The sequence below is a fragment of the Leptolyngbya sp. AN10 genome, from assembly GCF_050565645.1.
Taxonomy (GTDB): domain Bacteria; phylum Cyanobacteriota; class Cyanobacteriia; order Leptolyngbyales; family Leptolyngbyaceae; genus Leptolyngbya.
On record NZ_JBNXVP010000042.1, the window covers coordinates 1 to 15,592 of the forward strand.

Annotated in this window: 12 protein-coding genes; 9 read left to right on the forward strand and 3 right to left on the reverse strand. The window is 48.3% G+C overall.

The annotated features are described in order from the left end of the window. Positions 1–459 precede the first annotated feature (459 nt). From ACQ4M5_RS34130 to ACQ4M5_RS34150, 5 genes are all read left to right on the forward strand, one after another. Positions 460–1,104 carry a sensor histidine kinase gene (locus tag ACQ4M5_RS34130; RefSeq protein WP_430680248.1) on the forward strand — a complete coding sequence of 215 codons (645 nt, stop codon included), beginning with the start codon at positions 460–462 and terminating at the stop codon, positions 1,102–1,104. A 5-nt stretch (positions 1,105–1,109) separates the two neighbouring features. Then, a complete protein-coding gene (locus ACQ4M5_RS34135; RefSeq protein ID WP_430680249.1) occupies positions 1,110–4,682 on the forward strand; it encodes an ATP-binding protein in 3,573 nt (1,190 codons plus the stop codon). A gap of 424 nt (positions 4,683–5,106) precedes the next feature. Next, positions 5,107–6,423: a PAS domain-containing sensor histidine kinase gene (locus tag ACQ4M5_RS34140; RefSeq protein WP_430680250.1), complete on the forward strand. Its 1,317-nt coding sequence runs from the start codon at positions 5,107–5,109 to the stop codon at positions 6,421–6,423. Positions 6,424–6,584: 161 nt separating this feature from the next. After that, positions 6,585–7,592 (forward strand): response regulator, encoded by a 1,008-nt coding sequence (locus tag ACQ4M5_RS34145; protein ID WP_430680251.1) that lies wholly within the window; start codon positions 6,585–6,587, stop codon positions 7,590–7,592. Positions 7,593–8,110: 518 nt separating this feature from the next. Then, positions 8,111–9,118: a CheR family methyltransferase gene (locus ACQ4M5_RS34150; RefSeq protein ID WP_430680252.1), complete on the forward strand. Its 1,008-nt coding sequence runs from the start codon at positions 8,111–8,113 to the stop codon at positions 9,116–9,118. A 358-nt stretch (positions 9,119–9,476) separates the two neighbouring features. Here ACQ4M5_RS34150 and ACQ4M5_RS34155 read toward each other — a convergent pair whose 3' ends face one another. The 3 genes from ACQ4M5_RS34155 to ACQ4M5_RS34165 all read right to left on the reverse strand — a co-directional run bounded on the left by ACQ4M5_RS34155 (position 9,477) and on the right by ACQ4M5_RS34165 (position 12,077). Further along, on the reverse strand, positions 9,477–10,676 hold the full coding sequence (locus ACQ4M5_RS34155; protein ID WP_430680253.1) for a helix-turn-helix domain-containing protein: 1,200 nt from the start codon (positions 10,674–10,676) through the stop codon (positions 9,477–9,479). Positions 10,677–11,061: 385 nt separating this feature from the next. Continuing rightward, a complete protein-coding gene (locus ACQ4M5_RS34160; RefSeq protein ID WP_430680254.1) occupies positions 11,062–11,475 on the reverse strand; it encodes a hypothetical protein in 414 nt (137 codons plus the stop codon). Next, entirely contained in the window at positions 11,472–12,077 is a 606-nt protein-coding gene (locus ACQ4M5_RS34165; protein WP_430680255.1) for a chemotaxis protein CheB, read from the reverse strand. Before ACQ4M5_RS34165 ends, ACQ4M5_RS34160 begins: the two co-directional genes overlap by 4 nt. A gap of 308 nt (positions 12,078–12,385) precedes the next feature. On the opposite strand from ACQ4M5_RS34165, the gene ACQ4M5_RS34170 reads away from it, so the two are divergent. The 4 genes from ACQ4M5_RS34170 (at position 12,386) to ACQ4M5_RS34185 (ending at position 15,589) form a co-directional block, all read left to right on the forward strand. Continuing rightward, positions 12,386–12,808: a hypothetical protein gene (locus ACQ4M5_RS34170; RefSeq protein ID WP_430680256.1), complete on the forward strand. Its 423-nt coding sequence runs from the start codon at positions 12,386–12,388 to the stop codon at positions 12,806–12,808. 81 nt (positions 12,809–12,889) lie between these two features. Continuing rightward, positions 12,890–13,156: a hypothetical protein gene (locus ACQ4M5_RS34175; protein ID WP_430680257.1), complete on the forward strand. Its 267-nt coding sequence runs from the start codon at positions 12,890–12,892 to the stop codon at positions 13,154–13,156. Between the two features lie 394 nt (positions 13,157–13,550). Further along, positions 13,551–14,570 carry a FecCD family ABC transporter permease gene (locus ACQ4M5_RS34180; protein ID WP_430680258.1) on the forward strand — a complete coding sequence of 340 codons (1,020 nt, stop codon included), beginning with the start codon at positions 13,551–13,553 and terminating at the stop codon, positions 14,568–14,570. Continuing rightward, complete coding sequence (locus ACQ4M5_RS34185; RefSeq protein WP_430680259.1) at positions 14,567–15,589, forward strand: FecCD family ABC transporter permease; 1,023 nt, start codon at positions 14,567–14,569, stop codon at positions 15,587–15,589. The genes ACQ4M5_RS34180 and ACQ4M5_RS34185 overlap by 4 nt, the downstream gene beginning before the upstream one ends. The last annotated feature ends 3 nt before the right edge of the window (positions 15,590–15,592 follow it).

A 15,592-nucleotide genomic window follows, 5' to 3' on the forward strand; every position in this document is an offset into this window, starting at 1 on the left:
GGGCTAAGAACTCCGAATTGCGCTCCTAGCCCGCTTCAGCGGGGTTTCTTCCATTAGCCCGGAGATTCATTTCCGGGCGGACTGGCAACGCAGCAAAGCCGCTTTTTATACTTTTCAAACACCCTCTAAGCGAGTTGTAAAGCAGGGAGGGTTGTGAAGAAGTAGGGAGTGGGGAGAGGGGTGTTGCTCCCGTTTTGATTTCTTACTCCCTACTCCCTACCCCCCCACTCTTTCTAATGTTTACGACTCGAATAGGATCGCTATATGCACTGGGGATTGCTGCCTACAGTACTGTCTACCTGTGTGCAAGAACCCTGCGGAACTATCGGCGAGTGGTGATTGAGCACTGCAAATGTCCCGACTCCGCTAGGAGCTATCCGCGAACCGCTTCAAAAATGAGTTTCTCATGACCCTCACCCACGAACTGCAATCGCCGCTGGCAACGATTCTGGGTCACGTGTGTTACAAACTCGATCGTTTGATCCAGACACAACAGCACGGGCACTGGCGACGATCGAGCGCAACGCTACCATTGAGGCAAAACTGATCAAGGATCTGCTGGATGTTTCCAACATTCTCTCTGGAAAACTGCGCTTGAAGCCTCAACTTGTGGATCTCGCGTCTCTCGTCCGGAGTGTGACGACCACCTTTCGGGAAGCGGCGCAAGCAAAACACATTCAATTGGTCGAAACGATATCGGATGAGTTGCAGAGGGATATTTTTGCCGATGGCGATCGCTTGCGCCAAGTGATCACTAACTTGCTGGACAATGCCATCAAATTCACGCCCCAAGGCGGACAGGTCAACATCCAGTTAGAACGCCTTGATAACGAGATTCAAATCACAGTCAGCGATACCGGAATTGGGATTCATCCTGATTTTCTGCCCTACTTGTCCGATCGCTTCACGCAAGCAGAAATTCCTAGTCGTCATACTCCCGGAGGAGTCGGAATTGGACTCGCGATCGCACATCACCTGATCGAGTTACATCACGGTACGATCGAAGTAGCAAGCGTTGGTGGAAGCGGCGCAACGTTTACCATCCGGTTGCCAATCCAGAACACGGTCGAATTTAACGCCAACACCTCCACTCAGAAAGCATGAAGTTTATGCAACCCGAACGTGACCAGCAGCAACCCATCAGCAACGACAGGATTGATCGCAGGCAGAAAGCCGCTGATGCTGCCGATCTCGAAGATATGCAACGGCTGCTTGAACTCAGTGCCCAACTGGTGACGGAAGACGACATTCAAGCCATTTATCAAGAAATTGTGGCGACCGCGATCGCGCTCACCCGTGCGGATGCCGGAACCGTGCAAATTCTCGATGAAGCCACGCAGGATTTCCTGGTGCTGGCGGCTCAGGGTTTTGAGCAGGAAATGATCGATCGGTTCTATCGCATCAAGTCGGATTCCAATACGTCCTGCGGGATGGCGCTCTCCACGGGCGATCGTGTCTTTGTTGACTTCGATATGCCAAACGAAGACCCGGATGGCTCGATGCAAATGCACCTTGAGGCAGGCTATCTCACAGCACAGTCCACCCCGCTGATGTCGCGATCGGGCAAAACGATCGGCATGGTCTCAACCCACTGGCGTACCCACCATCGATCGAGCGATCGCGAACTGCGCTTTCTCGATTTACTCGCTCGCCAAGCGGCGGATCTAATTGAGCAGCGACAAGCCCAAGTTGCCTTACGTGAATCGGAAGAAAAATATCGATCGCTGTTCGACTCGATCAACGAAGGCTATGCCCTGATCGAATTGATCTATGACGAAACTGGAAGCGCAACGGATTGGCGATTTCTAGAAGTCAATCCAGCGTTTGAGAGCTTAACCGGATTCAGCGATGTCGCAGGCAAAATCGCAACCGAACTGAATCAAACGCTGAGAGCAGACTGGCTAGAAACCTTTCACCGGGTTGCCGAGACGGGTGAACCTGAGCGCTTTGAACAACAAATCGAAGATATCGATTACTGGTTTGATTTGAGTGCGTCTCGGCTCGACAACGATACTCGCCAGATCATTGTCGTGTTCAACAACATCACCGATCGCAAACGTGCAGAACAACAATTGCGCCGCGCTGCCGAGATGGATGCGTTCCAAGTCAAGCTGTCGGATGCGCTGCGATCGCTCTCCGACGCGGTTGAAGTTCAACGCACAGCGTCGCGCGTCATCGGCGAATACTTGGAGGCTGACCGCGTGTATTATGCGGACATCGAGCCGGACGACGAGCATTTTGTTATCGCCGACAACTACGTGCGCGAAAACGTGCCGCCGCTCATCGTCAGAGGACGGCTTGCCGATTTCGGCTGGGTGGGCGAGGAGATGCGTGCTGGAAGAATGGTGCGTATCGCGGACATGAACACGGAGCCGAATATGAGCGAGTCGGCGCGCGCAGGGTTTCGGGCATTGAACATAACGGCTTCGCTGGGGCTTCCGCTCATCAAAGAAGGACGTTGGGCGGCATCGTTCGCTGTGCAGTATCTACGCCCGCACGAGTGGAGCGAAGCGGAAATAAAACTGGCGCAGGAAACCGCCGAACGCACTTGGGCGGCGGTCGAACGCGCAAAAGCCGAAGCAGCCCTGCGCGAAGCGGAACTTCAGCGCGTTCGAGAACAATCTGAGCGTGAACAAGAACGTCAACGCGCCGAATCTCTGGCAGAACTCGATCGAGCTAAAACTATTTTCTTCAGCAACGTCTCTCACGAATTCCGCACCCCGTTAACGTTGCTGCTGGCTCCCCTGCAAGATGCGTTGAACGATCGTACTCTCCCTCCCGTTCATCGAGAACGCTTAGAACTGGCTCATCGCAACAGTTTACGTCTATTGAAATTGGTCAATACGCTCCTCGACTTTTCTCGCATCGAAGCCGGACGCATGGAAGCGGTTTATGAGCCGACAGATTTAGCGCAATCTACAACCGAACTCGCATCGGTGTTTCGGTCTGCGATCGAACGAGCCGGAGTACGCCTCGTGGTCGATTGTCCGTCGTTATCGCAGATCGTGTATGTCGATCGCGAGATGTGGGAAAAAATTATCCTTAACCTGCTCTCGAATGCCTTTAAGTTCACCTTCGCAGGCAAAATCACAGTCAAACTACAGTCCACTGATGATCATGCCATTGTTCAAATTCAAGATACGGGAACGGGCATTGCCCCCGAACATCTGCCGCATTTGTTTGAGCGGTTCTATCAAGTGCGAGGCGCGCGGGCACGAACCTATGAAGGATCAGGAATTGGTCTGGCGTTAGTGCATGAATTAGTGCGATTGCAGGGAGGTACGATCGAGGTCACTAGCACTGTCGGCGTGGGCACTTGTTTTACGATCGCGCTGCCGTTTGGGATCGAGCATTTACCAAGCGATCGCCTTCAAGATGAAGGCGATCGTATTCCGCCCAATCGTACTCTCGCATCCACGTCGATCGGTGCAGCCGCCTACGTGGAGGAGGCAGAGCGATGGCAACCGGGAGAGGATTTTAGATTGGAGATTGAAGATTTTAGATTAGAAGATTCCAGCAAGAATCATCCAAAATCTAAAATCCAAAATCTAAAATCCAAAATTCTTCTAGTTGATGACAATGCCGATATGCGAGAGTACCTAACGCGCATTTTGAGTGAACATGTGCAAGTAGAAGCGGTTGCAGATGGGGTAACGGCTCTAAGAGTTGCTCAAGCACAAGTCCCAGATCTGATTCTGAGCGATGTGATGATGCCGGAGCTAGATGGATTCGGGTTGCTCGAAGCACTGCGCTCAGACTCACGTACTAGGGAAATTCCGATCATTCTGCTTTCGGCTCGTGCGGGCGAAGAAGCGATCGTCGAAGGACTCGAAGCGGGAGCAGACGACTATCTGATCAAACCCTTCTCAGCACAAGAACTCGTGTCGCGTGTCAATGCTCACCTGCAAATTGCACAATTACGAACCACCGCACTGCAAGAAGCCAGAAGTACGATCCGCAGTCGGGATGAACTGCTCTCGACGGTTTCCCACGAACTCAATACGCCGCTAGTGTCGATTCTGGGTTGGACTCGGCTCTTACGATCGAATCCACCGAGTCCAGCAATTTTGACGAAAGCCTTAGATACGATCGAGCGTAACGCCACTGTGCAAGCTGCCCTCGTGCAAGATTTGCTGGATGTTTCCCGCATCACCGTCGGCAAACTGCGCCTCAATCTTCAGCCTGTCGAACTGAGATCGATCGTTGAAGGCGCGATCGCGAGCATGACTCCAACTGCCCAAGCTAAATCGATTCATCTGGTTTGGCAAACTCAACCTGATCACGATGTTGTGATGGGCGACCGAGATCGTCTCCAGCAAGTTCTCTGTAATGTGCTGACGAATGCGATTAAATTTACTCCACAGGGCGGCAGCGTGACTGTTGAACTCTCGACAATGCTTGATCAAGCTGAAATTCGAGTGATTGATACGGGAATTGGGATCGCGGCTGATTTTCTACCTCATGTCTTCGATCGCTTCCAGCAAGCGAGATCATCCGATGCGGCGAAAGGATTAGGCGTGGGGTTAGCGATCGCGCATCACATCGTTGAACTGCACTGGGGTACGATTCGAGCAGAAAGCGCGGGAGAGGGACAGGGGGCAACCTTTATCATCTGCCTGCCACTTTTCACTTCAGCAACCGATGAGCAATCTACCAAAACGGATTGCTCAACACAGTTCTAATTCACAAATTTATCAATGTGACTCTAAGAGGGTGTTTGAAAAGTATAAAAAGCGGCTTTGCTGCGTTGCCAGTCCGCCCGGAAATGAATCTCCGGGCTAATGGAAGAAACCCCGCTGAAGCGGACTGGGAGAATCATTCGGAGTTCTTAGCCCAGTTGAGTGGGCTTCCCCCGATTAGCCCGGAGATTCATTTCCGGGCGGGTGAATGCGATCAACGATTACTTTTCAAACACCCTCTAAAGATCGATGGAAAACCGATCGTAATTCACCTACAGTTTAGAAGGTTAACACCTGAATTATTCCTCAGTCGTTCTGTCCTTAAATCTAAACTCCTAATTCAGTTAGATTTGCGCTCGTTCAAAATCTTGAATGATTCAGTCCGGTCTGCCTGCATTCCCTGATTGAAACGTGACACCGCTTAACTATGGAAACGGATTTACTGAGTCAGTACATTCAAGCAGTACAGCAACGCACAAATCGGCTGTACGAAAATGCACGAGATACCGCGATCGACAGTCCTGACTTAATGATGATTTGCCTGGAAGAATTACGCTCTGCTTTAGAAGAATTACACGTCGCGGAAGAAGAACTCAGACAGCAAAATGAATCTTTATTGACGGCTCAATCTACGATCGAAGCCGAACGAGAACGATATCAAGAACTATTTGAATTTGCTCCCGATGCCTATCTTGTTACAGATTTATCCGGCACTGTGCGCGAAGCGAACCGAGCCACGATCAGATTATTCGAGCTTTCTGAACGACATTTGATCCAGAAATCTCTAATTTCGTTTGTTCACGAAGACCAACGTTCCGCCTTTCGAGAAGTTCTGAACCAACTTCCTACGATTCATCGGGTGCAAGAGTGGGAAGTGACGATGTGCAAATGCGCTAATCCGATCGATACTGCCGTGACCGTTGAAACTGTGCGGAATGCTCAAGGTAAAGCGATCGCGCTCCGCTGGCTAATTCGCGACATTACCGCCCGCAAACGCAATGAAGCTCAACTGCGCGAGACACAACTGCACAATCTCGAACTCACTGAGAGCGATCGCTTAAAAGATCAGTTCATGGCAACGATTTCGCATGAATTACGCACACCGATGAATGCGATCCTGGGCTTTTCTCATCTGCTGCTGAAACGAGTATCGTTAATGGAAGATGAAAATTTAACGCACATGGTCGATCGGATTACTCGTAATAGTCAGCATCTCTTGGGGCTGATCGAAGAACTTCTAGACTTCTCGAAGCTGAAAGCAAACAAACTGCAATTGAGAAAGACTGGATTCGATTTGATCAAGATTGCCAGCGACACCGTACAAGAATTGCGCTGTCTTGCGGATCAAAAAGGAATCTTGCTCAATCTTGACATCGCCCAGCCGTCGATCTCGATCGTCAATGATCCGGTGCGGATTCGGCAAATCATCACGAATTTGCTCTCGAATGCGATTAAATTTACGGAAACGGGGCAGGTCACACTCGGAGTCTGGGAGCTTCCAGAAGGACGGGTTTTAATTGCCGTTCAAGATACCGGAATTGGGATTGAACCTGCGGATCAAGAGCGGATTTTCCAGGAATTTTGGCAAGTGAATCAATCCTCAACTCGCAATCATGGCGGTACGGGATTAGGACTCGCGATCGTGCGTGCATTGGCGGAATTGATGCAAGGAAGTATCTCGATCGAAAGCAAAGTGAATCAAGGAACAACGTTCCGGGTCGAATTACCGCGACAAGTTCAATAGATTCTAATCGTTGCTGCTACCATTTCTCTATACTTGAATAAGTAGGGAAAGACTATCTCTGCTGAATAATTTCTGCGCTGCTTCTGAGGGTGGAAACCCTTAAAGGGAATGCCTGCAATGCTACCAGTAGGCAAGTATCATTACTGAGCAATGTTTGTAACATGAGCAACGAGCAAATTAACCATCATTTTCAGTTCCTTAGACAACAAATTTTTGCTCTGCGGGGGGAAAGCGCTGTAGACTGTGATGCCATGAGTGCAGCGCTTGAAGACCTCCAAGTGACCTACGAGCAAATGCAGACGAGTTTAGAAACGGTCGAAGTGATCCAGGAGGATCTATTTCAACAGACACAGTTTTACCAAAGTCTATTTCAGTTTTTCCCGATCGCTGCTTTAGTCACCGATGCCAATGGCTTAATTCTGGAGGCAAATCAAGAGATTGCTCGACTGTTAAATGTCCCCCACAGCTATCTAGTCGATAAACCTCTGGCTGTATTCGTGGCAGAAAACGATCGTGCCACCTTTCGGACTCGTCTGATCGAACTGTCTGAAAGTACGGATATTCAAATTTGGCAAACGCGCTTGTGTTCTCATCAGGGTGAACCTGTGCGGGTTGAGTTGCATTTCTCGATCGTTCGTAACGCAGAGGGACGAATTGAACAGTTGAGAATTGGCGTATACAACTTGAGCCAACCCCAAGAAATCCTTGCTTCTGCCCGTTCCTCGGTTGCTTCTTCACAACGTCGCGACAGTGTTCCAACCCGGCAATCGATGTCGCAGTTACCTCAGTCGCTCGATGGCTTGCGGGTGCTGGTTGTAGATGACGAAGCGGACATCTGCGAATTTGTTGCCACTGTGCTGGAGGCGCACGGCATCGGAGTCAAGACGGTGACAAGTGCGGCGGCAGCTTTAGAAGAGTTTCAACAGTTTCGTCCAGATATTTTGCTGAGTGACATTCGGATGCCGGATGAAGATGGCTATAGCTTTATTCAACGAGTTCGGGCACTCGAAGCAGAACAGGGCGGGCACGTTCCCGCTGTTGCGATGACGGCTTATCTGGATGAGGATCGCGAAAAGGCACTTTCGGCTGGATTTGAGGCGTATTTACACAAGATGGTTCAACCTAGAGAATGGATTGAAATCGTGGCTCAATTCGCCAGAAGGTTCTAGCCGAAAACAAGATTCATCGGGTTTATTGCCCTTAGCGCTAATTCCTACCGTATATACACAAATCGTTTTCGCTTCGGTTGAATCGGCTTCAGCCCCCTAAATCCCCCAAATTTGGGGGACTTTGAAGGTAGAGAGCACTTCAGAATTCTAGAAATTCTTCTTGCTCAAAGTCTCCCAGAATGGGGGATTTAGGGGGCTTTCCGAGAGTTCACAACTCAAAACGGATTGCTATATATGTATTCGCTTTACAGTAGACAAAAGTTTTTAACAGTAACTCACTAATTCATACGCAAGCAGGGGGAACAGCATGAAGTTAATATGATATTCGTGCTGAATAGTCATATAATCAGTTCCACATAAAAATACAGCCCCATCGCTCTTTAATATTCAACATCTTCGCAAGTTATGGAATTACGATCGCAGTAGATTCGTACCCTAATTTAGCAAGCTATAAAAAAATCTATTTGTATAATATCAACTGTTTTAGCTACGAGGTAAATTTAATAAAGAGGTAAGGCATGTCTGCTGAAATGTACTTCGAGAGTCGCCTTTCGCACAATATGGAGTCCTCTAGCAGTAATCAAGTTCAAAACATAAATGAAGCCATCTCAGAATTTGAAACCCTGCTAGACTACCTCAAGCACAGCCGAGCGTGTGACTTAACGTGCTATAAGCGATCGACGTTGATGCGACGATTTCGGCATCGAATGCAGCAGATTAACATCGATACTTATCAAAGCTACCTCCAATATTTACAAGGTCATTCAGAAGAACACCATGCCCTGCTGAGTGATGTTCTGATTAATTTCACTAGCTTTTTCCGCGATTTCAACGCCTGGATTTATCTCATCACCGAAGTTATTCCTAAAATTATTGCCGATAAGCAATCCGATGAACCGATTCGCGTCTGGAGTGCGGGTTGCTCTACCGGAGCCGAAATTTGTAGCTTTCTCGTCTTACTTGCAGAAGTTTTAGGGATTGAATTCTGCCAACAGCGAATCGAGTGTTACGCCACGGATGTAGACGCAGACGTGATTCAACAAGCCCAGAAAGCGACCTACAATGATTTAGAGATTCTCGGCATTCCTCCCAACCTTTTGAAGAAATACTTTCGGCAAGCCAAACAAGGATTCGTCTTCTGCCCAGAACTTTGCCGCATCATTAAATTCGATCGACATGACCTGATGAAGGATACTTCCCTACCTGCAATTGATGTGGTGATATGCCGTAATGTGTTGATATATTTCACCCTAGAAGCGCAGAAGGTCATCCTAACCCGCTTTCGTTCTGCCCTTAGAAAAACTGGCTTTCTCTTTCTAGGTCAGACAGAGCTGTTAGTCGAACACAGAGCGTTTTTTACCCCTGTCAATCTGAGCCAAAGAATCTATGCTAAAGAATTAGAGCCAAAACTAGACAGCTACTCCTCTATCACTTCTCAACGCCACAGGCAACCTACGGTTCGTCAGTTATCAACTCAAGCAGATACCTGGAAGACTATCTTAGAATCTAGTTTTCTTTGCTTATAAACTTGGACAGATAGAGAATTGATAATATGGTATCGCTCATCACAGCCTAATGTAATCATAAGACTGTCCTACAGCTAGAGAAGCTTATGCTCGATCGTACTGCATGATAAGAACCATCAGCTTGTAGAAACAATACACTAAAGTGTTTTGCATCGCTCTTGATCAGACTATGTTGGGGTTCTTCCAATCGCAGACGAAGCAGCAAACTCGACTCAATCTCGGCTCGAAGCAGTTGCTTACAATGCTCAAATGTGAACAACCAAAACGCATTTTGATTCAATGCTCCCACTAAAAAAACACAGAATACAAGTAATGATAAGGGACCTTCAGGCGCTGGGGGTCCTGCTCCTAGAACAGGCTAGTCTTTCACAATCAAATGATTCTGAGCATCGAAATCAACTTTGCCTTCTTGTTGCAAGTGTCCGAGTAAGCGAGTAACCGTCACGCGCGTTGTACAACAAGCACTTGCCAAATCTTGATGCGTTAACTTCACTTTCAGCCGCGTTCCGATCGCAGTCACTTCTCCAATTTCCGATTTCAACAACTGCAATAATTGCTCAAAGCGATCGCAGGTGCGTAAATATCCATGCACTGCTAGAAACCGTTCAGTTTGCTGGAGTCGCTGCATGATTCGGGGTAAGAGCGTTTGAGAAAGCTGCGCGGATTGATGCAGTTCTGATATGGGAATGGCAACGAGCTTTACATCAGTTAGCGCCGCTGCTTGGTAGGTCATGAGCTTCGTTAAACTCGCACCAAAGACCTGTCCCCCGGTTGCTAAACCAATCATGATTTCTTCGCCGCGCTGCGATAAAGTCGTCAGTTTCACCACGCCTTGAACGACTAGCCATAGTGTTTGTGGTTCGATCGGGGGCAGTTCTCCTCGATGATAGCGATCGACATTGTGAAACTCAGACAACTGATCTTGAAGCAGTGCAGCAACCGCTTGTTTACGTTCATCTTCGACGCGCATACGACCGCTAATATCTTCTAGCCGCCATTGCAGCAACATCGGTTCGTCTTGTTCGTTATTAATCACAGAGACGGTTAACTCAGCTTCAAACCAGTCCTGCGATCGTCGATGTAGCCGAACAGTCAGCGGGATTCGCTTGCAGGATGAATTCCTCGATCGCTCTGATTGATCCACTAAATCGAGGAGAGTACGAAATCTATCGCGATCTTCAATTGCAATACAAGTGATGAACGGTCTTCCAACTAGTGAATTGGCGTGGCGGTTCAACAATGACACTGCTGCCCGATTGGCTCCTTGAATCGTTCCAGACAGCGTGGTAATAATCGCTGCATCTGGTGCAAACTCAAACAGACTTTGATAGAGCAGTCGAGTGGTATCTGCTTGTGCTTGAGCGGTCGCAAGGGCTTCATTTTGGCGGGACAACTCTTCTGCTGCAACCTGTAATTCTTCTGAAGCAATTCCCAATTCTTTCAGCGCGATCGGGAGTACATCGCTTTTTGCGGATTGTGGCTGTGGCTGCTGATAGAGTCCTAACACTCGCCCATAGATCACTTGAATCTGCTTGTTCAACACATCCATGTTGTACATCGGTTCACGTCCTTGCTAGACCACGATCCAGCATAAAGAATTGGTTGCTCTTCCGCCATTTATCCAAATCAGGATTGACAAGGAAACAATGTGAAGCGATGCAGGTGATTTTGTATCGATCGACACGATGCAACTTTACATTCTGGAAGAACTCTACAAAACGTGAATTCGACGAATGATCTCGGTGACAATCCTTTGGGTTTGCCCCCTAATCCCCCATTCTGGGAGACTTTGAGTAAGAGAAATTCCTGAAATTCGAGAACTGTTTCACCGTTCAAAGTCCCCCAAAGTTGGGGGATTTGGGGGGCACTAGCCGCAAACAACGAAGCAGCAAACCTCGATCGAATTCACGTTAACTCACATACGCAAGTGAGACGTAGGATGCTTAACCCTCCGTAATTCCCTCCACTTGACACTTCAGAATCATTTGGCGCAATAGTTCAGCTTGGTCGTGTGCCTGCCGCATTTGGGCTTCAATCTGCTCGATTTCTGGACGAGACTGCTGCTGCGATCGTGCTTGGGTCGCTAACTGTTGAGCAATCATCAGTTGCTCTTTCAACAACCGCAACAAAATCCACAAGTGCCGCTCAATTTCTTCACTTTGAGTCTTAAGCAAACTCTCCAACACAAATCCATGTCCCACATGACACTGATAGCGAGGTACGAGTCCATCAAGCCGCCACAATGCACCACCGCACTCTGGGCAACCCAACCCCGAAGGCGAACCAGTGGTAATAAGTTGCTCGATCGAGGATTGTGCTAAGTCTACTGAATCCGGAGTCGGATCTTCGTGAGTCATTCCAGTTCCTCCTCGATCGCGCTCCCCTGCGCTAATGTCACTAACAACTGTGCGATTTCGGCTACTGGGAGAATATGATCGACTACCCCATAGTTAATCGCCGTTTGCGGCATACTCGGTACACAGGCTTGCTGTGGGTCTTGTACGATGGTAATACCTCCGCAGGCTTTAATTTCCGCAAGTCCCGCCGTCCCATCCCACAAAGCCCCTGAAAGCAGGACTCCCACCACACGATCGCGATGAAATCGAGCGGCGGTGCGAAACAAGGGATCGATCGCAGGTCTAAACCCATGTTCTTTCGCTCCCATCACCACTTGCACCCGCTCCGACCCAACGAGTAAATGATAATCTGGCGGTGCGATGTAAATGTGAGCAGGTGTGATCGGAGATTCATCGATCGCATCCAAGATTGGTAACACAGACCATGCTTGCAATGTTAGGGGTAGACCGAACCACCGACGAGCTTGAATATGCACCACGACGAGAACCGTTGCAACGAACTGTGCGGGCAGGTGCTGAACGAGTTGAACCAGAGCTTCGACTGCGCCAGCAGAGCCGCCAATCACAATCAGCAGCCGAGGTTGAGGTAGGGCTTCATTCATAAATTTGCTTAATAGAAGTTTCCAGTAACAACCCAGATAACTAAACGTAGCGGCGAGAGAGTGTAGAAAGATTCATCTATTGGTTGAGATTCTGAGTCAACAAAAATTAGAAAACAGATTGTTCAATACAGTAGTGTTTAATACATTGTGGCTTAACAAATTTATCCTTCATTAGTTCCCCATTGTCAGCGAAGTTCTTCACCTGCTGATGGAGTCACTCAGCCTACCGCCTTGCTGAAATTGAAATCATCCCAATTGGTTTGGCGATTCGATCGACTAAGTTAAAGGGCAACAATGGAGGCGCAACAATGAGTTGGTTTATTTCTCTTGAACAATTTGAAGCATTCGCAACGGCTAGACCCGAACCGCCCTATTTCCTATGGATTGTAGGCTTGCTGATTACAATTGTCTGCGCCCTTCCATTCTTCATTCTGGTAAGGCAACGCCTTGAGTATTGGTCTAAAAACGATTCTGTCAGTGCTTTGCCCGTTCGCGGCAGCATCCAGATTATTCTGCCATTTTTCGGAATGATGAGTGGAGTATACATTTTCATCGCTGCCGGACTAGAAGTGCTAGGCGTGCCCATTCTTCCCGCCCTGTTGCTTTCCTTCTTGTTGATTCTGCTGATTAGCTATCTGTCCTGGTTGTTGCTTGGCAGAGTATTAAGCCAGCAAGCTCTACGTCGCTACCTGCGTGAAAACGCAACGCTCTCATCTCATTCAAATCAATAGATCCCACCTTCTAGAGATCAATAAACAGCGATCGCAACAATCGCGATCGTACAAAACGCATTTTCTTGCCGAACTGCTGATATGGACGCTCAACGAACACTTAAAATCCGTTTATTTTTGACATCTTGGAGACAGGGAGTTTGGATACTTGGCGTTCCTGCTTGGCTATTCGGACTGGTCGAACGAGGAATTGCAGCATGGTCTGATACAGTCATTACTAATCTAGATCTTCTGCAAGTTCTGATTGCTGCATTTTTTCTGCTGGGCTGGCTACTATTAAAACCAAATTTGGGATCTACTGAAAGCGATCGCACTCCTTTCGCGTCAGCAAACGGCGATCTTCAATGAATCTGCACTGTGTGCTGCAATCCCCTAATCCATTGTAGAAATTTAGATGCTTTGAGGTCTCAGACCTGGTTGACTGACAAAACTGGAGGAGAGAAGCAAAGTGCCGTAATCTAGAGGATTACCACATCAACCCAAATTACTGCAATGGAAAATGCTCCTCCGCCAAGCACTGACTCGATCTCAGGCTCTCATCCTCAGCCTCGAAAAGCAGCTTGAACCACAAACGAGTTTTGGCAGTCAATCAGATGTTTAATCAGTACGATCGCTCCCCTGGTACTCCACTAACTCTCAATTCAGCGCAATCTCAGATTTTACGGCGGAATAATGCACTGTTGATTTTGACACATAACAAAGTACAATTAGGACTTATTCGCATTAAGAGCTTTCTTTCGCGATGACTTCAATTCTTCCTAGAGCCTTCAAACCGTCCGTTTCACCAATACTGGGACTCGGTTTAGGCGCGATCGCATTGCTAATCGTTTTAATTTACAGCGTCACCCTTGGCGCAAGAGATATTCCCCTAGCGACGATTTTGGCATCGTTCACCGCTTTCGATAACTCGTTTGATCATCTGGTGATCCAAACCGTAAGATTGCCGCGATCGCTTATCGCCATGTCTGTCGGTGCTGCTTTAGCAGTCTCAGGTGCATTAATGCAAGGCTTAACTCGTAATCCACTAGCGGAAACCGGAATTCTAGGAATTGAAGCGGGTGGAGCATTAGCGGTTGTCATTAGCTTGTTCCTGTTTGGTAGTTCCTCGTTAACGGTTTATGCGGGAGTTGCATTTTTAGGAGCCGCGATCGGAGCGTTGCTTGTTTACTCGCTTGGCACGCTCGGACGAGGGGGTGCAACGCCGCTGAATCTGACTGTCGCAGGAGCAGCGATGTCTGCTTTGATTTCTTCGATTACAACTGCAATTCTGATTGTGAGTCAGCGCACCTTTGAGGAGATTCGCTTTTGGCTTGCGGGATCATTAGCAGGGCGAGACTTTGAGTTATTTTTGCAGGTCTTACCGTTTCTTGGTACTGGATTGCTGATAGCCTTTTTACTGGGTAGGCAAATTACAACGATTAGTTTAGGGGAAGATGTCGCAACGAGTTTAGGACAGCAGACGGTTTGGATTAAGGTACTGACAGCAATGAGTGTTGTTCTACTTGCAGGAAGTTCTGTTGCGATCGCAGGTCCGATCGGTTTTGTTGGCTTAGTTGTCCCTCACATGGTCAGATTCTTCATCAAGACAGACTATCGCTGGATCTTGCCCTACTCAGCCGTATTCGGTGCAATTCTGCTCTTAGTGTCAGATATTGCTGCACGAGTGTTATTGAAGCCTCAAGAGCTTCCCGTTGGCGTAATGACTGCGATCGTTGGTGCGCCGTTCTTTGTCTATCTTGCAAAAACAAAGGTGAAAAAATGAGCGATTGGCGATCTCCTATTCTTTCGTTTCGGCTTGATCAAAGAGTGCCTGCGATCGCGGTTTTGTTAGTAGCCGTTGGATTTGCGGCGATTGTTTTAAATGTGGGACGGGGAGAATACCCGATCGCAGTTTTAGACATCATCAAAACCTTGATTGGCATTGATACGGGCAATCCTGATCATGCGTTTGTGATTCAGACACTACGACTACCCCGAACCTTAGTTGCATTTATGGTTGGGGTTGCATTAGCAATTTCAGGTACGATTTTTCAAGGTCTAACTCGTAATCCACTCGCTGATCCGAGCATTATCGGAATCAATACAGGAGCGAGTCTTGCGGCAGTTGCGGTAATTGTTCTATTTCCCTCTGCGCCTGTGTATGTGCTGCCTTTTTCTGCACTGGCAGGAGCATTGTTAATGGCGGGTTTGATTTATGGATTGGCTTGGAATCGGGGAAGCTCACCGATTTTATTGATTCTGATGGGAATTGGACTTTCTGCGATCGCAAGTGCATTTACTAGCTTACTAATTACGTTTGGTTCGATTTACGATGTGAGTCAGGCTTTAGTCTGGTTAGCAGGGAGTGTCTATGGTCGAACTTGGGAACAAGTGTTTTCGTTTCTTCCCTGGCTGCTTGTGTTGGTACCTGCTGCACTTGGACTCGCAAGGCATCTTAATGTGTTAAACCTTGGAGAAGACATTGCAAAAGGTTTAGGGAGCCGAGTCGAGTGGCAGCGTGGATTGCTGGTAATTGTGGCGACTGCATTAGCAGGATCAGCCGTTGCGACTGCGGGAACGATCGGGTTTGTCGGTTTAATCGCGCCTCATGCCGGACGGCAGATTGTAGGGAATCGACATGAAGGATTGCTACCGATCTCGGCTCTGATGGGTGGGGTGTTAGTTGTGCTGGCTGATTTTGTTGGGAGAACTTTGTTTGCACCGATCGAGCTTCCTTGTGGAGTTATTACAGCCTCGATCGGTGCGCCGTTTTTCATCTATCTGCTGGTTCGCAATCGGTAAGCT